Below are 24,992 nucleotides of genomic sequence, written 5' to 3' on the forward strand. Positions count from 1 at the left end.
CCGCCGAGATCGCCCGGTCGGTGGCCGACCTGATGGTGCTCGACGCCCCGACCGTCTGCCTGCTGCTCGGCGAGGGGGCCGGCGGCGGCGCTCTCGCGCTGCTGCCGGCCGACCGGGTGCTCTGCGCCCAGCACGCCTGGCTGTCCCCGCTGCCGCCGGAGGGGGCCTCCGCGCTGCTGTACCGGAGCGTGGACTTCGCGCCGGAGATCGCCGCCGCGCAGGGCGTGAAATCCACCGACCTGCGCCGCGACGGCATCGTGGACCGGATCATCCCGGAGCTCCCCGACGCCGCCTACGAGCCCGAGGCGTTCTGCCGCCGGGTGGCCGGCGCCCTCGAGTACGAGATCACCGGCCTGCTGAGGCGGGCCCCCGCGGACCGCCTCACCGCCCGTCTGGCCCGCTACCGGCGGCTCGGGGTGGGCTGAGACGCCGGCGGCCTACGGGAGTGGCGGGCTCCCCGCGCGGGCACCTCGTGCCGCCAGAGCTCGTCGCCGCGGGCGTCGAAGCCGACGTACACGGCACCGTCCCGATTCGGGTCGGCCCCGGTGGGCAGTTCACCGCCGAACAGGCGGACGCCCTGTCCGGGGAAGGCGTCGACCGTGTGGGCCGACACCCGGCCGCCGCCGCGGAGCCGCAGCTCGACCCGGGCCGTCCCCGTACCGGTGTAGCCGTACCAGCGACCGGCCACGGCCTGCCCGGGACCGGCCCAGGCGGTGACCGGCTGCCTCCTCTGCTCCTGGCCGGCGCCCAAGGTCGTGCGGGAGTCGCCGCCGGCGAGTCCCGCCTGCCCGCCGTCGTGCCAGAACACCAGGCAGTTGCCGGCGTGGAGGTGGGCGCTGACCCCGCCGGGCAGGGGGACACCCGCACCGGCGGGCTCACGGTCCTTGTGGCAGGCCGGTGTGAGGACGTCGTCCAGCCGCTGGAGCGGCTTCCCGCGCCCGTCGGCGAAGGCGTAGCTGACGGAGGGGGGAGCGCCGAGGGAGGCGCCGGGGAACCGGACGGTCCAGACGGGCAGCGGCATGCCCCGGCCGCGGATCACGGTGCCGGGGAAGCTCCGGCCGCCGACGGTCGCCCTGACCGCGTGGACGGACTCCTTGGCCGCGCCGAAGACGACGACCTCGGCCGGGAAGGGGATGCCGCCGGTCCTGCCGCCGACCCTCCCGGCCTCCTCGCCGTCCCACTGCTCGACGGGCGTGCAGCCGGCCATGGTGCCGCCCGTGTCCGTGACCTGTTGCGCCCCGCAGAACCGCAGCGGACCGGCCTGCGCCCCGCGGCTGTACCAGACCCGGATCGGGACGTCCGGGAAGTCCGGGTGCGGGATCGTGAGCACCTCTCCGATGGGCGGATAGTCCCGCAACGCCTTCTCGAACGACTGCTCGGGACCGCGGACGGAGACCATGCTGGTGTTCTCGCCCTCCCCCGCCGGCGGAGCGACGGCGGACCAGACCAGCGCGGCCACCGCGGTCACGGCGGCCGCCACCGGGACCAGGACGGCCCAGCGGCGCCGCCGTGCCCGGGAACCGCGGGCCTGGACCCTCGCGTAGGCGTCGGGGGCGGTGGTGTAGGTGCCGGCGCGGGCGTCGAGCGCGGCGCGCAGGCGCTCTTCGAGATCGTTCATGAATCCTCCCGGAGAGTCCTGCCCAGGGCGGACAGTCCCCGGCTCGTGTGAGTCTTGACGGAGCCGGGGGAGACGCCCATCGCGTCGGCGATCTCCCGCTCCGACAGGTCCAGCCAGTAGCGCAGGACCAGGGCCTCGCGCTGGCGGCGGGGGAGGCGGTCGAGGGCGGTCAGGAGCTCCCGGTGCTCCTCGGCGACGATGACCACGTGCTCGCTGCTGGGCGCGGCCGGCGGCGGGGCGAGCGGGCGCAGCCGTACCAGCCGTAGGTGGCGCAGCCGGTTGCGGGTCATGTTGCACACGGTGGAGCGCACGTAGGCGACGGCCGCGCCGTCGTCGCGCAGCCGTGACCACCGCGCGTGGAGGCGGGCGAACGCCTCCTGGGCTATGTCCTCCGGGTCGTCGGCGCCGAGCAGTCCGGCCAGCCGCACCATCGACAGATGGTGCGCCGCGAACAGCTCGGCGAACGAGGGAGGCGCTGCTGTGGAGAGGACGGTCACACTGTCGAGACACCCGGGCGGCCCGCCGGTTGACAGGGCACGCCGCGGCGCTCCTACGGCTCCGGCGTCGACGGGCTGAGGGAGACCGGCAGACGCTCGATCCGGAGGGAGAAGACCTCCTCGCGCGGGACGACGACCTCGTAGGCGCCGTGGTCGACCATCCAGTAGCCCAGCGCCTCGGCCTTCATCCCGCTGTGCCCGGTGTAGGCGATGTGCAGGCTCTCCTCGCCGTTCTCCTCCGAGACGTCGAGGACCAGGCACGGCTCGCCGCCGAACGCGCCGACCGTGCGGACCAGCACCAGCCAGTCGAGGTCGGCGCGGGAGACCACCGTCCGCCAGTAGCCGGCGGCGGCCTCGAAGCCCTCCTGGGCCTCCTCGTTGAACAGCACGACCTCGTCGGCGCCCGGGCCGATGGCGGCCGCGTAGGTCCGATCGGCGTAGTGGGCGACGAAGCCCGAGGCCACCGGCTCGATCTCGGGGCTCATGCGGCCGGCCTCCAGCTGAGTCCGTCGTACAGGCCGAAGAGACGCTCCTCGTCGGCGGTCACGTGGATGATCTCGGCCCCCGCGGGGATCGGCATCGGCGTGGTGTGGAACTGCGGCACGACGTGCTCGCGCGAGGTCGTGAAGCCGTTGCCGGCGAACGGGGGTGAATCGTTCCAGTCGCCGCCCATGTGCGGGCCGTACGGCACGACGTAGCTGTCCATGTCGCGGGCGAACCAGCGCATGAGATAGATCTCCGGGACCGTGCCGGTCAGCTCCGAGCCGTCGAAGCCCAGGTCGAGACCGGTGAAGAGCTGCGCCGGGGTGGTCAGGCGGGCGCAGTCCTGCACCCGGTAGACATATCCGGATATCACGGTCCGCCTGCCGGCCAGATAGGGCACGAGCAGCCGGGGCGGGATGACCTTCTGCATCTGCGTTCTACGACCAGGTGGCTCACTCACGGTGGCAGTTTACGATCTGCCGACAGGGAGCCGCCGGTGTTCCAGGCACGGTAGGGCATTCCGGGTGGCAATCGTGATCTGAGGGTCCAGCTCGCACGTCTGCACGGCGGGCGCCGGGCCCAGGTCGGAGCGGACCACGCCCATCGGGTCGACCAGCATGCTCCGGCCGATCCCGAAGCCGTCGCGGACCTGCGGGTTCGGCGCCTGGCCCACGGCGGCCACCCAGGTGGTGTTCTCGATCGCGCGGGCCCGGACCAGGGTCGTCCAGTGCTCCTCCTTCATCGGCCCCGTCCCCCAGGCGGCGATCACCGCGAACAGCTCGGCGCCCTGGTCCACCAATGCCCGGGTCAGCTCGGGGAAGCGGATGTCGTAGCAGGTGACCAGGCCGACCCGGAGTCCGGCCAGCTCCACCACGACCGGGGTGTCGCCCGGCGCGACCAGCTCCGACTCGCGGGCGCCGAAGGAGTCGAACAGGTGGATCTTCCGGTAGGCCGCCTCGATCCCGCCCCCGGGGCCGATGGCCACCGCGGTGTTGTGGACCCGGCCCTCTCCCGGCTCGAAGACCCCCGCGACCACGGCCAGGCCGTGCGCCCGGGCGGCCTCGGCCAGCCCGGTGACGAAGGGCCCGTCCAGCGGCTCGGCCAGGTCGGTGATCCGCCTGCCGTAGCGGGTGAGCGTGGCCTCGGGGAGGATCGCCAGGTCGGCGCCGCCGGCGGCGGTCCGCTCCAGCGCCTCCCGGGCGCTGCGCAGGTTGGCGGCGGGCTCCTCGGAGACCGCGATCTGGCACAGGGCGATGCGTGTCACGCGTCCGACCTTATCCGGCGGTTCGGCATGGGCTCCATCCACGTGAGGCGGCGCCACGCCCACTCCAGCGGGCCGTATCTGAACCTGGCCAGCCAGGCCCGGCTGAACACGACCTGGAGCGCCAGCACCGCGGCGGCGAGCAGCACCCCGGTGATCCGGGTCGGGTCGGCGGTCAGCAGCGGCAGCGCCGCCAGGATGACCAAGGTGCTGACCAGGTAGTTCGTCAGCGCCATCCGGCCCAGCGGGCTCAGCGCGGCCAGCAGCGCCTCGCGCGCCCGGGTCCGCAGGAGCAGCAGCAGTCCGGTGCAGTACGCCACCGCGGCGGCCAGCCCGGCGGCCGGATAGGTGCCCCGGTAGAAGAGCGTGTGATCGACGGCGGTGCGGGCCCACAGGTAGCCCAGAATCACCGCCAGCACGCAGGCGCCCGCGAAGACGGGCGCCAGCAGCCACTCGGGCGGCGGATACTCCATCATGGCCATGCCCAGCAGGAACAGCCCCGGGATGAGCTTGGTCCCACCCCCCTCGTGCACCGCCCAGGCCGTGACGGCCACCCCCAGCGCGAGCGCGGCCGGCCGGGGGAGGCAGGAGACGGGCAGCAGGACCAGTGCCCCGAAGATCGCGTACGGCAGCAGCACCTCGCCCGGGTTCACGAGCTGGTGGACCAGGCCGAAGCAGGCCAGCACCGCCAGCCTGCGCAGCAGCACCAGCCGGGGATGGTCCGTCCGTCCGGCCGCGGACCTCAGGAACAGCACGAAACTCAGCCCGAACAGGAACGAGAAGATCGGATAGAACCTGCTCTGCAGGAGGTTGTCGATCATCCAGTCGACCGCGGTGTCCTCGGGGGCCGTGAGGTTCTCGCGGGTGTGCTGCCAGGTGTTGACCAGCATGATCCCGCACACCGCGAAGCCGCGGAGGGCGTCCAGCTCATGAAGCCTTCGGGTCACAGGAAATAGACGTACCACCACACAATCCACCCTGCATATACGACCCATGACAAAAGTGAGCTTCTCCTCCTTCTCCGAGCCGCCGCACGGCGGGCCCGCTCACCCGGACACGGGGACGCTCCGGTCTCGATCGCCGGGCGGCGTGCCGGTTACGCTGGGGCGCGTGAGTGATTCCCTGGTGGCGCGGATGCGCGAGTTCGGCACGACGATCTTCGCTGAGATGTCGGCGCTCGCCGCACGGACCGGCTCGATCAACCTGGGACAGGGCTTCCCCGACACCGACGGGCCCCCGGAGATGCTGGAACGCGCGGTGTCGGCGGTCCGCGGCGGCCTCAACCAGTACCCGCCGGGTCCCGGCGTCCCCGAGCTGCGGCAGGCCGTCTCCGAGCACCGCAAGGACCAATACGGCCTCGCCTACGACCCCGACGGCGAGATCCTCGTCACCGTCGGCGCCACCGAGGCCGTGGCCGCGTCGATCCTGGCGCTGTGCGAGCCGGGCGACGAGGTCATCGCCTTCGAGCCCTACTACGACTCCTACGCCGCCTCCGTCGCCCTGGCCGGAGCCGTGCTCCGGCCGGTCACGCTGCGCCCGGTCGAGGGCCGGTTCACCTTCGACCCCGCCGAGCTGCGCGCCGCCGTCGGCCCGCGCACCCGGGTGATCCTGGTCAACTCCCCGCACAACCCCACCGGCACGGTCCTCACCCGCGCCGAGCTGGAGGAGATCGCCCTCCTGTGCCACGAGCACAGCCTGGTCGCCGTCACCGACGAGGTCTACGAGCACCTCACCTTCGACGGCGTCGAGCACATCCCGCTGGCCACCCTCCCCGGCATGCGCGACCGCACCGTGATGATCTCCTCGGCGGGCAAGACCTTCTCGGTGACCGGCTGGAAGACCGGCTGGGTCTGCGCCCCGCCCGAGCTCGTCCGCGCCGTCCAGACCGTCAAGCAGTTCCTCACCTTCACCGCCGCCGCGCCCTGGCAGCTCGCCGTCGCCCACGGCCTGCGCCACGAGCTCGGCTGGGTCTCCTCCCTCCGGGCCGGTCTGCAGGCCAAGCGCGACCGCCTGACGGCCGGGCTCTCGGCCGCGGGCTTCGACGTCTACCGGCCCGCCGGCACCTACTTCGTCCAGACCGACATCCGCCCCCTGGGCTTCACCGACGGCCTCGCCCTCACCCGTGAGCTGCCCGCCCTGGCCGGCGTGGTCGCCATCCCCACCCAGGTCTTCTACGCCCACCCCGAGCGCGGCGGCCACTTCGTCCGCTTCGCCTTCTGCAAGAAGGACGAGGTCATCGACGAGGCCGTGAGCCGCCTGGCCCGGCTGGGCGGGACGGGAGGCGGCCCCGGGTGACGGGCGGACGCCGCCCGCCACCGGGGCGACGCCTCGCAGGCGGTTGCGGTGTCCCTTCTGGCCTGATCTGTGCGGCGGTCCGGGCCACCTGGACCTGAGGTCGGGACCTACGCCGGCGTGGCGGCCGGGGACGCCGACGGTCTCGGGACGATCGCCGCGGCGCTCGGACCGCGGGGCCGGACCGGCTGGATCACGGGATGATCCGGACCGGCAGGCGTCTGGCGCGGACGGCGCCGCGGACCGCCGTGGCCAGCTGGGCGTATTCGGGGGCCCGGGCGGAGCTGGCGCGGTAGGCCAGGCCGATGGTGCGGCCGGGGGCGGGGGGCTGGAAGCGGCGCAGTGTCAGCCGCGCGCGCCTGCCCGTCTCCACCGGGACGGCCGACTCCGGCAGCAGGGTCACGCCGAGACCGCCCGCGACGAGCTGCACCAGGGTGGGGAGGCTGGTGGCGTAGGTGGCGGCGGTGGCGCGGGCGCCGACCTCGCGGCAGACGTCGATGGCCTGCTCGCGCAGGCAGTGGCCCTGGTTGAGCAGCACGATGTCGAGCCCCTTGAGCACGTCCCGTTCCAGCGGCCCGTCGGCCTCCGCCAGCGGATGGCCGGAGGGGCAGGCGAGCAGGAAGTCCTCCTCGTAGAGGGGCTCCTCGACCAGGCCGGCCGTCTCCGTCGGAAGCGCCAGCAGCACCAGGTCCAGGCGGCCCTCGCGCACCTCCTCCAGGATGGTCTCGGTCTTGGCCTCGTGCACGGTCAGCTTGAGCCGCGGGAACTTCCGCGCGAACATCGGCAGCAGCGCGGGCAGCACGTAGGGGGCGACGGTGGGGATCACCCCCAGGTGCGCCGGGCCGTGGAAGGGCTCCCTGGTGTGGGCCACCTCGCCCATCAGGTCCCCGACCGCCTTGAGCACCCGGGCGGCGTGCACCGCCACCCGGTCGCCCGCCGGGGTCAGCAGGACCTTCCTGGTGGTCCGTTCCAGCAGCTGGGTGTGCAGAGTCTCCTCCAGGGCCGAGACCGCACTCGACAGCGCGGGCTGGCTCATCCGGAGAGCGGTGGCCGCCTCCCTGAAGTGCAGGTGCTCGGCGACCGCGAGGAAGGCCCGGAGCTGGGCCAGGGTGGGGGTGAGCTCGCGGGTCGGCTGCAGCGTGGAGGCCGGCCCTTCGGGACGGGGAGGGAAAGGGGCACGGCGGGTCATGGCTTGATCATTTCGAATAGTGGAGGACAGGCTTGAACGCGGAGCGTTACGCTCGGTGCGTACCGGTAGCCGAGAGGTGGAGGCTCCGGGCCCCCGGCTGGGCGGGCGGAGGCGTCGGTCGGCCCGGCCCGGGTGGCGCGGCCTGACGTCTGACCTCCGGTCCGAACGGCGAGCCGTGAGTGTCGGACTCGGGGTGGAGAGGCCGACTGATAGGAAAAACTTTTCACATTGGCCTGACTGCTCGATTTCTCGGATCAATGTTAGATGCGGCAGGGTAGGCCCCGACAACGACGTCCTTCTGCAAAGGAGATCCGGACTTGCTCACCGTCGGTGACCACTTCCCTGAGTTCGAGCTGACCGCCTGCGTCTCCCTGGACGCGGACAGCGCGTTCGCCGAGATCAACCACAAGTCCTACGACGGCAAGTGGAAGATCTACTTCGCGTGGCCCAAGGACTTCACCTTCGTCTGCCCCACCGAGATCGCCGAGTTCGGCCGTCTGGAGGGCGAGTTCGCCGACCGCGACGCTCAGGTCCTGGGTTTCTCCGTCGACTCGGAGTTCGTCCACCACGCCTGGCGTAAGGACCACCCGGACCTGCGTGACCTGCCCTTCCCGATGCTGTCGGACATCAAGCGCGAGCTCTGCACCGAGCTGGGCATCCTCGGGGCCGACGGCGTCGCCCAGCGCGCGACCTTCATCGTTGACCCCAACAACGAGATCCAGTTCGTCATGGTGACCGCCGGTTCCGTCGGCCGCAACGTCAAGGAAGTCCTCCGCGTCCTCGACGCGCTCCAGTCGGACGAGCTCTGTCCGTGCAACTGGAACAAGGGCGAGGCGGGCCTGGACGCGCAGAAGCTGATGGCCGGATGAGCGTCGATGCCCTGAAGGAGGCTCTCCCGGCCTACGCCAAGGACATCAAGCTCAACCTGGGCTCGGCCGTGACGACCTCGTCGCTGACCGACCAGCAGCTCTGGGGCGCGGTCCTGGCCTGCGCGCTGGCCACCAGGTCGGCCCGCGTGATCGCCGAGATCTCCGCCGAGGCGGCCGCCAACCTGTCGGCCGAGGCGTTCCAGGCGGCCAAGGGCGCCAACGCCGTCATGGCGATGAACAACGTCTACTACCGGTCGGTCCACCTGATCGGTGACGAGACATACTCCACCATGCCGGCCAAGCTCCGCATGACGATCATCGGCAACCCGGGGGTCGACAAGGTCGACTTCGAGCTCTGGTGCCTCGCGGTGTCGGCGATCAACGGCTGCGGCCGCTGCCTGGAGTCCCACGAGCAGGTGCTGCGCCAGGCCGGCCTGCCCCGCGAGCAGATCCAGGAGGCCCTCCGGATCGCGGCGGTCGTCAACGCCACCGCCGCCACCCTGGAGTCCGAGGCCGCCCTGGCCATGGTCTGAGCCTCCGGCCGGGGGCCGAGTGCTCGGCCGGAGGTCCGTCTCCCCGGTCCGGGCCGAGCCTCCGGCCCGGGGTCCGGGCTCTCCGGCGGACCGGCGGGTGTTCCACGGAACACCCGCCCGTCGCCCGTCAGCCCTGCGACCGACGTCCTCCGCCCGGCTCTCGGGCTCCTGCCACGTCCACGGCGGGACCTCGCGCAGCGGGTGGAGCTCCTCGTCGGTGGCCGCGCGGGAGTTCTGCCGGGCCACCCGCGAGCCGGACTCCGGATGCTCGCGTACGGCCTCGCGGAAGGGCTCGTCGTCGGGGAGTCCCGCCCCGCCGAATCATCCGAAGATCACCTGAGCGACCGTGAGCCCGACGGACACCGCGCCCAGGCCGGCGACGATCGAGGCGACGACGTTGGCGACGGCGAAGAACATCGCGCCGGTCTCGGCCAGCCGCAACGTCTCGTAGGAGAACGTCGAGTACGTGGTCAGCGCCCCGCACAGCCCGGTGCCCAGCAGCAGCCGCACCTCGGTGCCCACCGCGCCGGCCAGCACCGCACCGGTCAGCATGCCCAGGATCATCGAGCCGGTCACGTTGACGGCGAAGGTGCCCCAGGGGAAGACCGTGTCGTGGCGGGCCTGCACGGCCCGATCGGTCAGGTAGCGCAGCGGCGCGCCGACCGCGCCGCCCAGCAGCACCAGCAGCCAGTTCACGGCGCCCCCTGGCGGCCGAGGTAGTGGACGACCTCGACCTCGTCCAGCACGGCCAGCCCCTCGATGAGGAGCTCGTCCAACTGGGGCAGGAAGGCGCGGATCCGCTGTTCGGTGTCGACGATCACGACGGCCACCGGCAGGTCGTCGGCCATCGAGAGCAGCCGGGTGGTGTGCACGACCTGGGTGGCGCCGAAGCCCTCCATGCCCCGGAAGACCGACGCCCCGGCCAGCCCGGCGGCGTGGGCGCGGTGCACGATCTCGGTGAACATGGGGCGGTGATGCCAGGTGTCGGTGTCGTCGACGAAGATCGTCAGCCGCAGGGCCCGTCCGGACAGGGTCATCGCGATCTCCCCCCTCTCCTCGCCAGGAACCGGCGGGTGATCCACGCGCCGGCCGCCACCGCGGCCATGGCCGCGACGACCGTCGCGGCCAGATAGCCGAGCGCCAGTTCGGCCCGGCCGGCGGACGCCAGGCGGTCGATGTCCACGCAGTAGGTGGAGAAGGTGGTGAAGCCGCCCAGCACACCGGTGCCGAAGAACGGCCGCACCCAGACCGGCGCCGCCCACGCCTCGCTCAGCGTCACCATGAGGACCCCGATCACCAGGCAGCCGGAGGCGTTGACGCCCAGCGTGGTCCAGGGGAAGGAGTCGTCGGCGGTCGGCCACAGCAGGCCGGCGCCGTAGCGGGCGCCCGCGCCGATCGAGCCGCCCGCGGCGATCACCGCCAGCACACGGTAGTGCGAGCGGCGCAGCTCTCGGCGCTGGCGCGCGTCGGCCAGATCGACATCGGGGTCGATGGGCTCGGTCACCGTCGTGGACCTCATCCGATCCGAACGCATGTCCCTCCCTACGCGTGGCGGGTGCCCGTGGACGCGGACACGACCTTTCACGAGTAGGGACCGTTGGCGGCAGCGCGGTGCCACGGTTCGGGTACGGCGGGCCCCACCGCCGCGGGCGTCCGCCTGCCGGCGAGGCGCCCCTGACACCGTTCAGCTTAGCGCGGTGCGTCCCGGCCACCGGCGGCCGCGCCCGCCGTACGCGGGGAGGAGTCACGGGGACCATCGGTCCGGGCTCGCCGAGCACCCTGCGCCCGCCGTACGCGGGGAGGAGCCGGATACGTGGGACGAGACGCCAGGGGCGGGCCCTGGCGTCTCGTCGCCGTGGTCGTGCGGGAGGTCAGTCGGCCGGGGCCGGGGGAGCGGTCGGGTCGGCGGGGGTGGCGGGGGCGGTCCGGGCCGAGCGGAGCGGGACCTCCCGCAGCAGCAGGGACGCCAGTGCGGCCAGGACGGCGATGGGCACGCCCACCAGGAAGACCATGTGGATGGCCCGGGTGAAGGCCTCCAGGATCACCTCCAGCACCGGCGCCGGCAGGTGGCGGATGGCGTCGGGGGAGCCGAGGCTGGGGGTCGCGCCGCCGGTGAGGGGCAGGTGCGCGGCCTTGGCCAGGGAGACCAGCTCCGCGCTGAGCCGGTTGGTCAGGATGGCGCCGAAGGCCGCCACGCCGACCGCGCCGCCGAGGGAGCGGAAGAAGGTCACGCCCGAGGTGGTGGAGGCCAGGTCGGCGCGGGTCACGGCGTTCTGCGCGGCCAGGATCAGGATCTGCATGGAGGCGCCGAGGCCGACGCCGAGCACCGCGATGTCGAGGGCGACGACCAGCAGCGAGCTGTCGACGTGCAGCCGGGAGAGCAGGAACAGGCCGACCGCGACCAGCAGCATGCCCGCGACGGGGAAGACCTTCCAACGGCCCGTCCTGCTGACGGACCGGCCGACCAGGATCGAGGAGACCAGCAGCCCGAGCACCATGGGCAGGGTCATCAGGCCGGAACCGGTGGGGCTCATGCCCTTGACGATCTGCAGGTACTGCGGGAGGAACATCAGCGCGCCGAACATCGAGGCGCCGACGAGCAGGGACGCGATGCTGCTGAGCATGAAGGTGTGGTTGCGGAACAGGCGCGGCGGCAGGATCGGGTCGGCGGCCCTGCGCTCGGCGACGACGGCGAGGCCGAACAGCACCAGGCTGAGCGCGCCCAGGCCGTAGGTCCACGCGGAGTTCCAGCCGAACTCCTTGCCACCGAGGGACAGCAGCAGCATCAGCGCGGTGGTGCCGCCGGTGATGAAGGTGGCGCCCCACCAGTCGACCTTGGTGTCGCGGCGCATGAGCGGCAGCTTGAGCACCTTCTGGATGACGACGAAGGCGATCACGGCCAGCGGCACGCAGATCCAGAACGTCCAGCGCCAGGACATGTTGTCCACGATGAAGCCGCCGAGCAGCGGCCCGGCCACGGTGGAGACGCCGAAGACCGCGCCGATGTAACCGGAGTAGCGGCCGCGCTCGCGGGGCTCGACCACGTCGCCCAGGATGATCTGCGGCAGCGCGGCGAGGCCGCCGGCGCCGATGCCCTGCACGGCCCTGGCCGCGATGAGCTGGCCCATGTCCTGGGAGAAGCCCGCGGCGACGGAGGAGAGGAGGAAGACCAGCAGGGCGGCCTGGAACATGAGCTTGCGGCCGTAGAGGTCCGACAGCTTGCCCCAGAGCGGGGTGGAGGCCGTCATGGTGAGCAGCGTCGCGCTGGCCACCCAGGCGAGCTGGTCCTGACCGCCGAGCGTGCCCACGATCGTCGGCAGCGCGGTCCCCACCACGGACGTCGAGATCATCGACGTCAGCATGGCGAGCATCAGCCCGGCCAGGATCTCCAGCACCTGCTTGTGTGTGAAGCGTGGTGCGGCCTCGGCCTGGGCCTGTTGTTCGGTCAGCATGAACCGTCCCCCAATGTATGTACGATACATATGAAGTTAGTAGACGCTTGTTTACTGGTCAAATCTGGAAGGATCGGTCAGGTGGATGAGGTACGGCACCGCGACCGGGCGGGCACCCGGCAGCGCATTCTCGACGCCGCCCGCCGGCTGTTCACCGAACTCGGATACGACGAGGTGACGATGCGGCTGATCTCCGCGGAGGCGGACGCCAACATCTCGCTGATCAACCGTTACTTCGGCACCAAGCGGGAGCTGTTCGCCGAGGTGCTCGCCATGCAGGGGCGCTTCCCCGGCGTGCTGGAGGTCCCCGAGGAGCAGCTCCCCCGCCGCCTGGCGGAGTACGTCGCCGAGCGGCTCCGGTCGGACCGGGGGAGCCCGATCATGGCGGCGCTCATCCGGTCGTCGTCCTGCTCGGAGATCCACGGGATCATCCGTGACCGGGTCACCTCGGCGATCCTGGAGCCGCTGGCCGAGCGGCTGCCGGGCCCGGACCCGCTCTTCCGGGCGACCGTCGCCACCGCCCTCATCACCGGCTCCGGCACGCTGAGCCAGCTCTACGGCCCCGACGCGATCGACGCGCCCGACGAGGAGACGGTGGTCCGGCGGCTCACGGCCGTCTTCGAGGCGTGTCTCAGGCTGTGAGCCGCGCCCGCGCCCGTCTCGGGCTGTGGGTCGCCCGGGGCGGCCCGCCCGGGACGAGACCCGCCCGGGGCGCCCGCCTCAGGAGGTGATGCCCGCGGGCGGCGGGCCGGCGGCGGGCCGGTCGGCGGCTCTGGCGATCCGGCAGGCCGTGCCCGGCACGTGGTCGACCTGCAGGGTGGTGTGGTCGATGTGGAAGCGCTCGTGCAGCAGCTCGGCGAGCTCGCGGCGGATCCGGTGGCAGTCGCCGCCGGGCCTGACGATCACGTGTGCGGACAGTGCGGGGAAGCCGCTGGTCACCGTCCACACGTGCAGGTCCTCCACGGCGGTGACCTCGGCGTGGGCGGCGATCGCGGCGCTCACCTCGGCCGGGTGCACGCCGGTGGGCGCGGCCTCGAACAGGACGCGTCCGGCGTCGCGCAGCAGGCCGTAGGCGGACTTGGCCATCAGGGCCGCCACGACCAGGGCGGCGATGGCGTCGGCCCGGCCCCAGCCGGTGAGCCAGACGACCGCGCCCGCGATCGCGGTGGCGATGAAGGCGTACATGTCGTTGAGGATGTGCTGGAAGGCCCCTTCCACGTTGAGGCTGCTCCGGTCGGCTCTGGCGATGAGCCAGGCGGCGACCGCGTTGACCGCGATCCCGGCCAGGGCCGTGCCGAGGACCAGGCCCCCCTTGACCTCGGGCGGCTCGACGAGCCGCCGCACGCCCTCGTAGACGAAGTAGACGACGAGCAGCACGAACGTCAGCCCGTTGATCGCCGCCGACAGGATCTCCGCGCGTTTCCAGCCGAAGGTGTAGGCGCCGCGGGCGGGACGGGCGGCCATGCCCATCGCGATCAGGGCGAGCGCGATGGAGGCGGCGTCGGTCAGCATGTGCCCGGCGTCGGAGATCAGCGCGATGGAGTTGGCGACGAGGCCGATGACGACCTCGGCCGCCATGAAGACGACCAGCAGGGCGAGCGCCGCCGCCAGGTAGCGGCGGTCGGAGTCCGCGCCGTGTCCGTGCCCATGGCCGTGTCCGTGACCCATCGCAAGATCCATTCCCTAACACTTGAACAGTTGCTCAGATGTTAAGCAAGGTAAGCCTAACAGGGCAACCTCCCGGTCTGCGCTGGCGTGAGGTGAAGGGAGAATTCGCTGGCGGCAAAATGCTAAATTTCCGCATAAAACCGAGCGGTAGCTTGTGCGGCGCAGGCCTGGGACCGGCTGATCTTTCCTCTTATGTTGGGTGGTCTTGCCGTCACGGGAGATGACCAGATGTCCTTTGTGCAGCGGGTGCGCGCGCAGGCCGACCGGTACGGGCACGGGCGGTCGTACACCTTCGTGGAGGACCGCAGGGGCGAGCTCGCCGAGACCCGCCTGACCTTCGCCGAGATCGACGAGCGGGCCGGGGCCACGGGGGCGTGGCTGGCCGGGCGGCGGATGACGGACCAGACGGCCCTGCTGCTCTACCCCGCCGGGCTGGAGTTCCTGACCGCCTTCCTCGGCTGCCTGTACTCCCGTGTGATCGCGGTGCCCTCGCCGCTGCCGCAGACCGACCCGCGCGCGCTGGAGCGGGCGGAGGGCATTATCAAGGACGCCGACGTGCGGATGGTGCTCACCGACTCGGCCAACCAGGCCATGCTCACCCGGTGGCTGCGCGACGTCGGCCTGGACGGCACGGTCGAGTGCGTGGCCACCGACGCCCTGAGCCCGCCCGGCGCCGGGGCCTGGACGATGCCGGAGACCGGCCCGGACACCCTCGCCTACATGCAGTACACCTCCGGCTCCACCAGCGAGCCGCGCGGCGTCATGCTCACCCACGCCAACCTGCTCCACAACGAGGAGGAGATCTGGCGGGCGATCGGCTCGCCGGAGGAGGGCGTGGGGGTCGGCTGGCTGCCGCACTACCACGACATGGGCCTGATCGGCATGCTGCTCCAGCCGCTCTACGCGGGCGGCGACCTGTACTTCGCCTCGCCGATCGCCTTCGTCATGCGCCCCGCGCTCTGGATGGAGATGATCAGCCGTTACCGGGCCGGATACACCGTCGCGCCGAACTTCGCCTACGAGTGGTGCGCCGCCCGGGTCACCGACGGGCAGCTCGCCGGTCTCGACCTGTCCAGCCTGCGGTTCGCGCTCAACGGAGCCGAACCGGTCCGCACCGGCACGCTGCGCGCCATGGCCGACCGCTTCGGGGCCGTCGGCTTCAGCGAGAAGGCATGGGCGCCGGCGTACGGCATGGCCGAGGCCACCCTGGTGGTCACCGCCACCCCCCTGGGGCACGGGCCGCTGATCCGCCGGTTCGACCCCGGCGCGCTGGAGCGGCACCGGGCGGTCCCCGCGCGGGACGGCGTGGAGCTGGTCGGCTGCGGGCGGCCGATCAGCATGACCGTACGGATCGTCGACCCCGGGACCCGCGCGGTTCTGCCGGAGGGGAGGGTCGCCGAGATCTGGGTGCGCGGCGGGAGCGTCGCGAGGGGCTACTGGCAGCGCGCGGAGGCCAGCCACGACGCCTTCGGCGGGCACACCGCCGACGGCGACGGGCCGTTCCTGCGGACCGGTGACCTCGGCTTCCTGCTCGACGGCGAGCTCTACGTCACCGGCCGGATCAAGGACGTCGTCATCGTCAACGGGCGTAACCTCTACCCGCAGGACCTGGAGGAGGCGGCCCGGCGGGCGCATCCGTCACTGGGCGCCGCGGCGGCCTTCGGGATCGAGGCGGCCGGGGAGCACGTGGTGCTCGTCCAGGAGGTCCGCAGGCAGCGCCTGGACGGCGCCGGCGCCGAGGAGGTCGCCTGTCGGGTCCAGGGAGAGCTCGCCCGCGCCTTCGGCCTGCCGTCGATGAGCGTCGTGCTGGTCGAACGCGGCGGGGTCGGCAAGACCACCAGCGGCAAGATCCAGCGTTCCCGCACCCGCGACCTGCTGCTGACCGGGACGCTCCCCGTCGTCCACGCCGAGCTCACCCCGGCCGTCGCCGGACTCGTCCCGGCCGCCGGCGGGGGCGCCGTACCGGCCGGGGACGACGCCGGGGCGGCCGGCGGCACGGTGCCGGCCACGCACGCCGTGCCGGCCGCGGACGCCGTACCAGGAGCCGTGCCGGCCGCGCACGCCGTACCGGAAGGAGTGTGAGCATGTCCGCCGACGCCGGGATCGCCACCGACCTGGACAGCATTCGGGGCTGGCTGCGGGCCCAGGTGGCCTCGTACGTGACGCGCGCGCCGGAGGAGATCGATCCGCTGGTGCCCTTCGCCCAGCACGGCATGGACTCGGTCTACCTGCTCAGCCTCTGCGGCGACATCGAGGCGGAGTACGGGCTGGAGGTCGAGCCGACCCTCGCCTGGGAGCATCCGACGGTCGCGGCCATGGCCGACCACCTCCGGGGACGGCTGAGCGCGGGCTGATGACCGCTCTGCTGTGCGGCCGGCGCGCGAAGTGGGTGGTGCTGGTCATCTGGCTGGGCGTCATCGGGATCGCCGGGTCCTTCGCCGGACGGCTGGAGTCGGCGCAGAAGGACGACATCGCCGCCTACCTCCCGGAGAAGGCCGACTCCGCGCAGGCGGTCAAGCGCATTCTCGGCATGCAGGGGGAGAGCCTCTCCCCGGCGACGATCGTCTACGAGCGGCGCGAGGGCCTCACCCGGGCCGACGAGGAAGAGATCGCCCGGGACATGAAGGCCTTCGCCGGGGTCGCCGGGGTGGTGGCGGAACTGCCCGCGCCGACCGGTGGCAGGACCTTCGGGCGGGCGGAGTTCGACCGGGAGCTCAAGCCGTACCGGGACGCGGAGGGGAGGCTGCCGGAGCCGCTGCGGGTGGTCGAGCGGAAGCTCCGGCTGCCCGCGCCGGCCAAGACGGTCAAGCTGATCGCCTCGCAGCGGTCCAAGGACGGCCAGGCCGTCCAGGTCGTGGTCGTCGTCAGGGACCAGGGCGGCCGGGAGACGGCCGAGGTCGTCGAGCGGGTGCGCCGGGTCGTCGACGCGGGCCGGCCCGCCGGGCTGGCCGCGCACATCACGGGCATGGTCGGCTTCCAGGCCGACGCGCTCGCGGTGTTCTCGACCGTGGACACCGACCTGCTGCTGGCCGCGATGGGCGTGGCGGTGGTGGTGCTGCTGATCACCTACCGCAGCGTGGTCCTCTGGCTGTTCCCGCTGGGCGTCGTGCTGGTGGGGCTGGTCGTCGCGATGGGGGTCAACTACCTGCTCGCCGCCGCGGAGGCGATCACGGTCAGCAGCGTGGCGGTCTCGCTGCTGATGGTCCTGGTGATCGGGGCCGGCACCGACTACGCGCTGCTGGTCATCGCCCGCTACCGGGAGGAGCTGGGCAGGCACGAGGACCGGCACGAGGCGATGGCGGTCGCGCTGCGCCGGGCCGGCCCGGCGGTGGTGGCGAGCGCGGCGACCGTGGTGGCCGGGCTGCTGTGCCTGCTGGTGGCCGACCTGAACTCCACCAAGGGGCTCGGGCCGGTCTCGGCGGTCGGTGTGGCCAGCGTGATGCTCGCCATGATGACGCTGCTGCCGGCCGTGATGGTCGTCTTCGGGCGGTGGGTGTTCTGGCCGCTCGTCCCGCGCTGCCGGCCCCCCGGAGGCGAGGGCCCGCGCGGGCCGGCGCAGGCGGCCGGGGATCTCCCCGCCGACGCCGGCACCTGGGGCACTTTAGGGCGGAAAATCGCGAAGAATCCAAGGCTGGTGTGGGTTGTCACCGTCATCGGGCTGGGCGTCTGCGCCTCCGGGCTGGCCTCCTACAAGGCGGGCGGGCTGAGCAACGCCGACGTGTTCCTCGGCAGGCCGGACTCGGTGGTCGGGCAGGAGGCCGCCGCCAGGCACTTCCCGGCCGGCGCGGCCGACCCGGTCCAGGTGGTCACCACCGAGCAGTACGTCAGGGACGTGATCGTCGACACCGCCCAGCGGCCCGAGGTCACCGCGATCTCGCTGGGCGCGGCGGGCAACGGCGACATCCTGCTCAACGTGAGCGTGCGCGCCGGCAACGGGGAGGAGTCCGAGCAGCGCCAGGTGCTCGCCCTGCGCGACCGGCTGCGGGCGGTGGCCGCCCCGGACGTCCACGTGGGCGGGAACGTGGCGCTGGTCGCCGATCTGGAGCGGGGCGCGCAGCGGGACCGCACCGTGATCATCCCGCTGGTGCTGCTGGTGGTCTTCGTGGTGCTGGCCCTGCTGCTGCGCTCGCTCGTCGCGCCGCTGCTGCTGCTGGCGACCGTCGTGGTGTCGTTCCTGGCGACGCTGGGGATCAGCTCGCTGGCCTTCGCCCACCTGTTCGGCTTCGCCGGGGTGGACCAGGGCTTCGTCCTGCTGGTCTTCGTGTTCCTGGTGGCGCTGGGGGTGGACTACAACATCTTCCTGATGCACCGGGTGCGGGAGGAGGCGCACCGGCACAGCACGGCGCACAGCGCGATCCTCGGTCTCGGCGCGACCGGCGGCGTGATCACCTCGGCCGGGGTCGTGCTCGCGGGCACCTTCGCGGTGCTCGTGGTGCTCCCGCTGACGCAGACCGTGCAGATCGCCTTCGCCGTGGCCGTGGGCGTGCTGCTCGACACGATGATCGTCCGCTCGGTGCTCGTGACGGCGCTGACCCTGGACGTCGGCGAGGCCGTCTGGTGGCCGAGCCGGCTGGCCAGGGGGCTGTCCTGGTGGCACCGCGCGGGGCGGCCGGTCCGGCGGCCGGACCCCGGGGTGCGGCCCCGCGTCATGCTCCGGCCCCGGGGGCTGGTGCGGCCCCGCGTCATGCTCAGATCCAGTCGCGTTGTCTTGAGGAAAGGCGAAAAAATGAGGGGCGAGTTTAGCGGCAAATGACAAATTGAATTATTGCGATGTAGATCACACCTATGGTTTACTGCCAGGTAACAAATGTGGGGCAGATTGTCGCACACAATGCGTTTCTACCCCGCTGAGGTGCTGATACGCACCCATCAGGCACTCTCCGGCCAAGATGGAAAGCGTGGCGATGGTGCTTATTCCGCGTTCTTTCATGCCATTGTCCGCGGCGCAGAGCGGGATTTGGCACGCCCAGCGGATCGCTCCCGATGACCCGATCCATATCGCCCAGTACATCGAGATCTCGGGGCCGGTGGACCCGGTGGTCTTCGCCTCGGCCGTCCGCCTGGCGGCCGGGGAGGTGGACGCGATCCAGGTCCGGATCGTCGAGGGCGGGCAGGTCGCCGAGGGCTGGGAGCCGCACTGCCCCTTCCTCGACCTCGGGGACGAGCGGGCCGCGCTCGACTGGATGCGGGCTGAGCTGTCGGCCCCCCTGGGCGGGGACTCGCTGCTGGCCACCGCCCTGCTGCGGATCGCCGACGACCGCTACTTCTGGTATCTCCGCTGCCATCACGTGATCATGGACGGCTACAGCGGGCCGATGATCGCCCAGCGCCTGGCCGAGGTCTACACCGCGCTGGCCGAGGGCCGCGACCCCGGACCCGGCGGGCTCGGATCGCTGACCACGCTGCTCGAAGAGGACGCCGCCTACCGCGCCTCCGGCCGCTTCGGAGCCGACCGCCGTTACTGGCTGGACCGGCTCGCCGACCTGCCCGCCATCCCCGTCCTCTCCTCCGGCGCCGCCGTCGCCACCTCGCGCTTCCACCGGTGGAGCGCGAGGTTGGGGGAGGGCGACGCCGCCGCGCTGACGGAGGCGGCGCTGTCCCACGGGACGGCCGTGTCCGGGCTCATGATCGCCGCCACCGCGGCCTACGTCGGGCGTCTCACCGGGGCCCAGGAGGTGGTCCTCGGGCTGGCGGTCACCGCCCGGACCACCGCGGCGGCCCGGCGCACCCCCGGCATGCTCTCCAACGTGCTCCCGCTCCGCCTGGCCGTACCGCCGCAGACGACCTTCCGAGAGCTCGCCGGGCAGGTCACCAAGGAGGTCGGGCGGCTGCTGGTGCACCAGCGCTACCGGTATGAGGACCTGCGCCGGGAGGTGGGCGGGCGGCTGTTCGGGCCGGTGGTCAACATCATGCGGTTCGACTACGACCTGAAGTTCGCCGGTCACGCCGCCACCGCGCACGCGCTGTCCACCGGGCCGGTCGAGGACCTGTCGATCAACCTCTACGACGGATCCGACGGGCGCGGCGTCCGCATCGACTTCGACGGCCACCCCGAGCTGTACGGCGAGGCCGAACTGGCCGGCCACCACGACCGGTTCCTGCGTTCCCTGGCCCAGATCGCCCAGGCCGGGCCGGAGCTGCGCGTCGGCGAGGTCGAGCTGCTCGACGGGGCCGAGCGGGCGCTCCTCGCCGGCTGGGGCGGCGCGTCGCGCGAGGTGCCGCCCGCGGCGGCCGGCGGCACCGCCGTCACCCTGTTCGAGGAGCAGGTACGGCGGCGCCCCGAGGCCGTGGCGGTCGTCGCCGGGGACGCCGAGATCACCTACGCCGAGCTGAACGCCCGGGCCAACCGGCTGGCGCACCACCTCATCGCCCGGGGCGCCGGACCCGACCGCCACGTCGGGCTGTCGATGCCCCGCTCGCTCGACATGGTCGTGGCGTTCCTGGCGATCCTGAAGTCCGGCGCCGCCTACCTGCCGCTGGACCCGGAGTATCCGCCGGACCGCCTCGCGATGATGCTCGCCGACGCCGCGCCGCCGATCGTGGTCACCTGCGCGGCGGCGGGGTTCCGCCCGCCGGCCGGTCCCGGAGCCGGGGACGGGGACGGCCTCTCCGGCGCCGAGATCGTCATGATGGACACCTGGAGCGGAGACGGCCTGCCCGACGGCGACCCGGTGACCGGGCTGCTGCCCGGCCACCCGGCCTACGTCGTCTACACCTCCGGCTCGACCGGCCTGCCCAAGGGCGTGCTGGTCACCCACGCCGGCCTGCCGAGCTACGCGCGGACCGGGATCGAACGGTACGCGGTGACCGAGGACAGCCGGGTGCTCCAGTTCGCCTCGATCGGGTTCGACGGGGCGGTGCTGGAGTGGCTGATGGCCTTCTCCTCGGGCGCGGCGCTCGTGCTGGCGCCCCCCGGGGTCTACGGCGGGGAGCCGCTCGGCCGCTTCCTGGCCGAGGCGCGGATCACCCACGCGTTCGTCACCCCGGCCGCGCTGGCGACGGTCCCGGAGCGGCCGCTCCCCGACCTGCGGACACTGCTGGTCGGCGGCGAGACCTGCCGCCCCGAACTGGTCCGCCGCTGGTCCGCCGGCCGCCGGATGATCAACGTGTACGGTCCGACCGAGACGACCGTCGTGGTCGCCGTCAGCGACCCGCTGACCTCTCCCGAGGACACCCCGATCGGCCGCCCCGTCCACGGCACCCGCCTCCACGTCCTGGACCCCGGCCTGCGCCCGGTGCCGCCCGGCACGGCCGGCGAGCTGTACGTCGCCGGTCCGAGCGTGGCACGGGGCTACCTCAACCGGCCCGGCCTGACCGCCGAGCGCTTCGTCGCCGACCCGTCCCGGCCCGGCGGCCGGATGTACCGCACCGGAGACCTGGTCCGCTGGGACGCCGACGGCCGGCTCCACTACCTGGACCGGGCGGACCGGCAGGTCAAGATCCGTGGCTTCCGGATCGAGCTGGGAGAGATCGAGAGCGTGCTCGCCGGTCACCCCGGCGTCGGCCAGGCGGCCGTGCTCGCCCGCGCCGACCGGCCCGGCGACCGGCGACTGGTCGCCTACGTGACCGGTACGGCGGGCGCCGACGAGCTGCGCGCACACGCCAGGCTGTCCCTGCCCGACTACATGGTCCCGGCCGCGATCGTGGTGCTGGCGGAGATGCCGCTCACCGCCAACGGCAAGCTCGACCGGCGCGCCCTGCCCGAGCCGGAGCCGGAGACCTCCGGCCGGGAGCCCGCCACGGATCGGGAGCGGCTGCTGTGCGGGCTGTTCGCCGAGGTGCTCGGGCTGCCCCGGGCAGGGGCCGACGACGGCTTCTTCGACCTGGGCGGGGACAGCATCCTGGCGATCCAGCTCGTCGCCCGCGCCCGCGAGGCCGGGCTGGGACTCACCCCCAAGCACGTCTTCCAGCACCAGAGCCCGCAGGCGCTGGCGCTCGCCGCGGAGGAGGTGGCGGAGGCGCCCGCCGCCGGCGACGGGGGAGACGACGGCGTGGGGGCCGTCCCGGCCACCCCGATCATCGCGTGGCTCGCCGAGGGCGAGGGACCGGCCGACGGCCTGACCCAGAGCGTGGTGCTCCGGGTCCCTCCGGGCCTCGGCCTGGACCACCTCACCGAGGCCGTGCAGGCCGTACTGGACCACCACGACGCGCTGCGGCTGAGCGGGACCGTTCCGGGAGGGCTGGAGGTGCTGCCGCGCGGGGCGGTCCGCGCGGCCGGCCAGGTGTGGCGCGTCGAGGTCACCGGGGACCTGGACGAGGCGGTCGCCGGGCAGGCCGGGCCGCTGCGCGCCGCGCTGGACCCGGCCGCGGGGCGGATGGCCGCGGTCGCCTGGCTCGACGCGGGCCCCGAGCGTCAGGGCCAGCTCCTGCTGACCCTGCACCACCTGGCCGTCGACGGCGTCTCCTGGCGGATCCTGCTGCCCGACCTCCTGACCGCCTGGACCGCCGCCGCCACCGGCACCCCCCATACGCTCCCCGCGCCCACCACCTCCTTCCGCGCCTGGGCACGGCGGCTCCAGGCCGAGGCCGTCACCCCCGCCCGCCTGGCCGAACTCCCCATCTGGACCGCGCTCCTGGACCCCGGGCCGGGCGGCGGCGCGGGCCCGGCGGCCCGGCGGTGGGGCAGCTGGGGGGACCGGCGCGAGCGGGTCGTGGAGCTCCCCGCCGAGGTGACGGGACCGCTGCTGGGCAGGGTCGCCGCGGCCTTCCACGGGCGGGCCGACGACGTGCTGCTGGCCGGGCTCGCGGCGGCGGTCGCCAGGTGGAGCGGGCACCGGCCGGTCCTGATCGACCTGGAAGGGCACGGCAGGGAGGACGTCTTCCCGGGGGTCGACCTGTCCCGGACCGTCGGCTGGTTCACCGCCATGCACCCCGCGCGGATCGACGCGGGACCCGTCGACTGGAGCGACCTCAGGAACGGCGGGCCGGCCGCCGCCCAGGCCGTCAAACGGGTCAAGGAGCAGCTCCGCGCCCTCCCCGACTCCCTCAGCTACGGCCTGCTGCGCTATCTCAACCCCGGCACGGCGCCCGTCCTCGCGGCCCTGCCCCGGCCCGAGATCGGCTTCAACTATCTCGGCCGGATCACGGCCTCGGGCGGGGACTGGGAGCCCGACATCGACGGCCCGTCCGGCGGTCTGTCCGGCGGCCAGGACGCCGACGCCCCGCTCAGGCACGGCATCGAGATCACCGCTGTCGCTCTCGGCGACACCCTCCGCGTCACCTGGACCTGGGATCCGGGCCACTACGCCGAGGACCGGATCGCCGAGCTGGCCACCGCCTGGTCGGAGGCCCTGACCGGCATCTCCCGGCACACCGGCGGCGCCCTCACCCCCTCCGACGTCACCGCCCCGCTCACACAGGACGACCTCGACGCTCTCGGGCCGGACCTGCAGGACGCCTGGCCGCTCGCCCCGCTCCAGCGGGGCCTGTTCTTCCACTCCCTGCTGGCCGTCGACGTCTACACCGCCCAGCTCGTGCTGGACCTCACCGGCCCCCTCGACGCCGCCAGGCTCAGGGCCGCCGCCGAACACCTCCTCCGCAGGCACCCCAACCTGCGCGCCTCCTTCGAGCTCCGCGAGGAGCCCGTCCAGCTCGTGCACCGCCGGGTCGAGGTGCCCTGGCGGGAGGTCGTCACCGCCGACGCCGAGGGCGTGGCCGCCGAGGAGCGGGCCCGCCGCTTCGACCTCGCCAGGCCCCCGCTCCTGCGGTTCGCCCTGGTACGGCTCGCGCCGGACCGGCACCGGCTGATCCTCACCAACCACCACATCCTGCTCGACGGCTGGTCCACCCCGCTGCTGGCCGCCGAGCTGTTCGCCCTCTACGGCGGGGCCCAGCCCCCCGCGGCCCCGCCGTACAAGGGGTATCTGGCCTGGCTGGCCGGCCAGGACCAGGCGGCGGCGGCCGCGGCCTGGACGCGGGCCCTGGACGGCCTGGACGGTCCCACGCTCCTCGCCCCGCACGCCCCCGCCGACCCGGTCATGCCGGAGCGCGTCACCGCCGAGCTCGGCGACGACCTGACCCGGGCGCTCACCGCCCTGGCCCGCACCCACTCCACCACCCTGAACACGGTCATGCAGGCGGCCTTCGGCCTGCTGCTCGCCCAGCTCACCGGCCGCGACGACGTCGTCTTCGGCGGCACCGTCTCCGGCCGGCCGGCCGAGCTGCCCGGTGTCGAGCGGATGATCGGCCTGTTCGTCAACACCCTGCCGGTCAGGGTGCGGCTCCACCCGGCCGAGCCGGTGGGAGACCTGCTGCGCAGGCTCCGCGACGGGCAGGCCGAGCTGCTGGCCCACCACCACCTCGGGCTGACCGAGATCCGGCGGGGCACGCTGTTCGACACGCTGCTGGTGATGGAGAACTACCCCGTCGACCCGCGGACCACGGCCGGGGATCTCCGGCTGACCTCGGCGGACGTGGCCGACGCGACCCACTATCCGATCACGCTGCTGGTCGTCCCGGGGGAGCGGTTCCGCCTGCGGCTGCAGTACCGGCCCGACGTGTTCACCGGGGCGGAGGCCGGAGGGCTGCTGGAGCGCTTCCGGCGGCTGCTCGCCGAGCTGGCCGCCGCGCCGGACACCGCCGTCGGGCGCCTCGGCGGGCTCGGCGACGACGAGCGGGAGCTCGTCCTGCGCCGGTGGAACGGCCCGGCGGCGGCCGTACCCGACGTGACGCTGGCCGGGCTGTTCGAGGCCCAGGTCGCGCGGACCCCCGACGCGACGGCGCTGGTGTTCGAGGGGGCGGAGCTGAGCTACGCCGCGTTCAACGCGCGGGCCAACCGGCTGGCGCGGCTGCTGGCCGAGCGCGGGGCCGGGCCGGAGCGCCTGGTCGCGCTGGTGCTGCCCCGGTCGCTGGAGCTGCTGGTCGCGATGTACGCCGTGGTCAAGGCGGGCGCCGCCTACCTGCCGGTCGACCCGGACCATCCGGCGGAGCGGATCGCCTCGACGCTTGAGGACGCGCGCCCGGTGCTGGTCATCGACCGTGACTGGCTGGCCGCCGCGGACGTGTCCGGATATCCGGCGGAGAACCTCGATGTACGGCCCGCGCCGGAGAACCCCGCCTACGTGATCTACACCTCGGGTTCGACCGGGCGCCCCAAGGGCGTCGTGGTCTCCCACCGCTCGATCGTCAACC

At 73.1% G+C, this 24,992-nt stretch carries 21 protein-coding genes; 9 read left to right on the forward strand and 12 right to left on the reverse strand.

From position 1 onward, the window contains the following. Positions 1 to 425 (forward strand): carboxyl transferase domain-containing protein (locus tag ACWDS7_RS28130; protein WP_451931724.1); only part of this gene is annotated, 425 nt, incomplete at its 5' end. On the opposite strand, the gene ACWDS7_RS28135 is transcribed toward ACWDS7_RS28130, so the two are convergent. The 6 genes from ACWDS7_RS28135 to ACWDS7_RS28160 are packed head-to-tail and all read right to left on the reverse strand — an operon-like array spanning position 401 to position 4,806. Then, positions 401 to 1,618, reverse strand: a complete 1,218-nt coding sequence (locus tag ACWDS7_RS28135) for a hypothetical protein (protein ID WP_451931725.1) — start codon at positions 1,616 to 1,618, stop codon at positions 401 to 403. The genes ACWDS7_RS28130 and ACWDS7_RS28135 overlap by 25 nt on opposite strands. Continuing rightward, positions 1,615 to 2,115 (reverse strand): SigE family RNA polymerase sigma factor, encoded by a 501-nt coding sequence (locus ACWDS7_RS28140; RefSeq protein WP_451931726.1) that lies wholly within the window; start codon positions 2,113 to 2,115, stop codon positions 1,615 to 1,617. Before ACWDS7_RS28140 ends, ACWDS7_RS28135 begins: the two co-directional genes overlap by 4 nt. 53 nt (positions 2,116 to 2,168) lie before the next feature. After that, positions 2,169 to 2,600, reverse strand: a complete 432-nt coding sequence (locus ACWDS7_RS28145) for a hypothetical protein (RefSeq protein ID WP_451931727.1) — start codon at positions 2,598 to 2,600, stop codon at positions 2,169 to 2,171. Next, positions 2,597 to 3,058: a hypothetical protein gene (locus ACWDS7_RS28150; protein WP_451931728.1), complete on the reverse strand. Its 462-nt coding sequence runs from the start codon at positions 3,056 to 3,058 to the stop codon at positions 2,597 to 2,599. The genes ACWDS7_RS28145 and ACWDS7_RS28150 overlap by 4 nt, the downstream gene beginning before the upstream one ends. 9 nt (positions 3,059 to 3,067) lie before the next feature. Then, positions 3,068 to 3,862, reverse strand: a complete 795-nt coding sequence (locus ACWDS7_RS28155; RefSeq protein WP_451931729.1) for a carbon-nitrogen hydrolase family protein — start codon at positions 3,860 to 3,862, stop codon at positions 3,068 to 3,070. Next, positions 3,859 to 4,806 (reverse strand): DUF418 domain-containing protein, encoded by a 948-nt coding sequence (locus tag ACWDS7_RS28160; RefSeq protein ID WP_451931730.1) that lies wholly within the window; start codon positions 4,804 to 4,806, stop codon positions 3,859 to 3,861. The genes ACWDS7_RS28155 and ACWDS7_RS28160 overlap by 4 nt, the downstream gene beginning before the upstream one ends. 163 nt (positions 4,807 to 4,969) lie before the next feature. Here ACWDS7_RS28160 and ACWDS7_RS28165 point away from each other — a divergent pair, with 163 nt between their 5' ends. After that, a complete protein-coding gene (locus tag ACWDS7_RS28165; RefSeq protein WP_451931731.1) occupies positions 4,970 to 6,154 on the forward strand; it encodes a pyridoxal phosphate-dependent aminotransferase in 1,185 nt (394 codons plus the stop codon). A 190-nt stretch (positions 6,155 to 6,344) separates the two neighbouring features. Here ACWDS7_RS28165 and ACWDS7_RS28170 read toward each other — a convergent pair whose 3' ends face one another. Beyond that, on the reverse strand, positions 6,345 to 7,340 hold the full coding sequence (locus ACWDS7_RS28170; RefSeq protein ID WP_451931732.1) for a hydrogen peroxide-inducible genes activator: 996 nt from the start codon (positions 7,338 to 7,340) through the stop codon (positions 6,345 to 6,347). A gap of 317 nt (positions 7,341 to 7,657) precedes the next feature. Between ACWDS7_RS28170 and ACWDS7_RS28175 the strand changes: the two genes are divergently transcribed. Next, a complete protein-coding gene (locus ACWDS7_RS28175; protein ID WP_306867884.1) occupies positions 7,658 to 8,209 on the forward strand; it encodes a peroxiredoxin in 552 nt (183 codons plus the stop codon). Next, entirely contained in the window at positions 8,206 to 8,742 is a 537-nt protein-coding gene (locus ACWDS7_RS28180) for a carboxymuconolactone decarboxylase family protein (RefSeq protein WP_306867886.1), read from the forward strand. The genes ACWDS7_RS28175 and ACWDS7_RS28180 overlap by 4 nt, the downstream gene beginning before the upstream one ends. A gap of 321 nt (positions 8,743 to 9,063) precedes the next feature. Here the strand turns inward: ACWDS7_RS28180 and crcB are convergent, their stop codons facing one another. The 4 genes from crcB to ACWDS7_RS28200 form a co-directional block, all read right to left on the reverse strand. Further along, positions 9,064 to 9,438 carry a fluoride efflux transporter CrcB gene (crcB, locus tag ACWDS7_RS28185; RefSeq protein WP_451931733.1) on the reverse strand — a complete coding sequence of 125 codons (375 nt, stop codon included), beginning with the start codon at positions 9,436 to 9,438 and terminating at the stop codon, positions 9,064 to 9,066. Continuing rightward, the gene (locus tag ACWDS7_RS28190) at positions 9,435 to 9,779 is read right to left on the reverse strand and encodes a DUF190 domain-containing protein (protein ID WP_306867890.1); all 345 of its coding nucleotides are present in this window, start codon (positions 9,777 to 9,779) and stop codon (positions 9,435 to 9,437) included. The genes crcB and ACWDS7_RS28190 overlap by 4 nt, the downstream gene beginning before the upstream one ends. Continuing rightward, entirely contained in the window at positions 9,776 to 10,276 is a 501-nt protein-coding gene (locus ACWDS7_RS28195) for a fluoride efflux transporter FluC (RefSeq protein WP_306867892.1), read from the reverse strand. The genes ACWDS7_RS28190 and ACWDS7_RS28195 overlap by 4 nt, the downstream gene beginning before the upstream one ends. Before the next feature lie 337 nt (positions 10,277 to 10,613). Next, the gene (locus tag ACWDS7_RS28200) at positions 10,614 to 12,194 is read right to left on the reverse strand and encodes an MDR family MFS transporter (protein WP_451931734.1); all 1,581 of its coding nucleotides are present in this window, start codon (positions 12,192 to 12,194) and stop codon (positions 10,614 to 10,616) included. A gap of 81 nt (positions 12,195 to 12,275) precedes the next feature. Between ACWDS7_RS28200 and ACWDS7_RS28205 the strand changes: the two genes are divergently transcribed. Next, complete coding sequence (locus ACWDS7_RS28205) at positions 12,276 to 12,836, forward strand: TetR/AcrR family transcriptional regulator (RefSeq protein WP_451931735.1); 561 nt, start codon at positions 12,276 to 12,278, stop codon at positions 12,834 to 12,836. 78 nt (positions 12,837 to 12,914) lie between these two features. On the opposite strand, the gene ACWDS7_RS28210 is transcribed toward ACWDS7_RS28205, so the two are convergent. After that, positions 12,915 to 13,862 (reverse strand): cation diffusion facilitator family transporter, encoded by a 948-nt coding sequence (locus ACWDS7_RS28210; protein ID WP_306867898.1) that lies wholly within the window; start codon positions 13,860 to 13,862, stop codon positions 12,915 to 12,917. Positions 13,863 to 14,090: 228 nt separating this feature from the next. Between ACWDS7_RS28210 and ACWDS7_RS28215 the strand changes: the two genes are divergently transcribed. From ACWDS7_RS28215 to ACWDS7_RS28230, 4 genes are all read left to right on the forward strand, one after another. Then, on the forward strand, positions 14,091 to 15,944 hold the full coding sequence (locus tag ACWDS7_RS28215) for a fatty acyl-AMP ligase (RefSeq protein WP_451931736.1): 1,854 nt from the start codon (positions 14,091 to 14,093) through the stop codon (positions 15,942 to 15,944). Between the two features lie 2 nt (positions 15,945 to 15,946). Then, entirely contained in the window at positions 15,947 to 16,216 is a 270-nt protein-coding gene (locus ACWDS7_RS28220) for an acyl carrier protein (protein WP_306867901.1), read from the forward strand. Beyond that, complete coding sequence (locus tag ACWDS7_RS28225; RefSeq protein WP_451931737.1) at positions 16,216 to 18,615, forward strand: MMPL family transporter; 2,400 nt, start codon at positions 16,216 to 16,218, stop codon at positions 18,613 to 18,615. The genes ACWDS7_RS28220 and ACWDS7_RS28225 overlap by 1 nt, the downstream gene beginning before the upstream one ends. A 175-nt stretch (positions 18,616 to 18,790) precedes the next feature. Beyond that, on the forward strand, positions 18,791 to 24,992 hold a 6,202-nt coding region (locus tag ACWDS7_RS28230; RefSeq protein ID WP_451931738.1), incomplete at its 3' end, for an amino acid adenylation domain-containing protein.

Source organism: Streptosporangium sp. NPDC003464 (genome assembly GCF_053588315.1).

What these genes read in the sequence shown, in the direction of transcription:
- ACWDS7_RS28135 (WP_451931725.1), bottom strand. Translation starts at nt 1,618, where the DNA reads ATGAACGATCTCGAAGAGCGCCTGCGCGCCGCGCTCGACGCCCGCGCC.
- ACWDS7_RS28145 (WP_451931727.1), bottom strand. Translation starts at nt 2,600, where the DNA reads ATGAGCCCCGAGATCGAGCCGGTGGCCTCGGGCTTCGTCGCCCACTAC.
- ACWDS7_RS28170 (WP_451931732.1), bottom strand. Translation starts at nt 7,340, where the DNA reads ATGACCCGCCGTGCCCCTTTCCCTCCCCGTCCCGAAGGGCCGGCCTCC.
- ACWDS7_RS28180 (WP_306867886.1), top strand. Translation starts at nt 8,206, where the DNA reads ATGAGCGTCGATGCCCTGAAGGAGGCTCTCCCGGCCTACGCCAAGGAC.
- ACWDS7_RS28190 (WP_306867890.1), bottom strand. Translation starts at nt 9,779, where the DNA reads ATGACCCTGTCCGGACGGGCCCTGCGGCTGACGATCTTCGTCGACGAC.
- ACWDS7_RS28195 (WP_306867892.1), bottom strand. Translation starts at nt 10,276, where the DNA reads ATGCGTTCGGATCGGATGAGGTCCACGACGGTGACCGAGCCCATCGAC.
- ACWDS7_RS28200 (WP_451931734.1), bottom strand. Translation starts at nt 12,194, where the DNA reads ATGCTGACCGAACAACAGGCCCAGGCCGAGGCCGCACCACGCTTCACA.
- ACWDS7_RS28210 (WP_306867898.1), bottom strand. Translation starts at nt 13,862, where the DNA reads ATGGGTCACGGACACGGCCATGGGCACGGACACGGCGCGGACTCCGAC.
- ACWDS7_RS28215 (WP_451931736.1), top strand. Translation starts at nt 14,091, where the DNA reads ATGTCCTTTGTGCAGCGGGTGCGCGCGCAGGCCGACCGGTACGGGCAC.
- ACWDS7_RS28220 (WP_306867901.1), top strand. Translation starts at nt 15,947, where the DNA reads ATGTCCGCCGACGCCGGGATCGCCACCGACCTGGACAGCATTCGGGGC.
- ACWDS7_RS28225 (WP_451931737.1), top strand. Translation starts at nt 16,216, where the DNA reads ATGACCGCTCTGCTGTGCGGCCGGCGCGCGAAGTGGGTGGTGCTGGTC.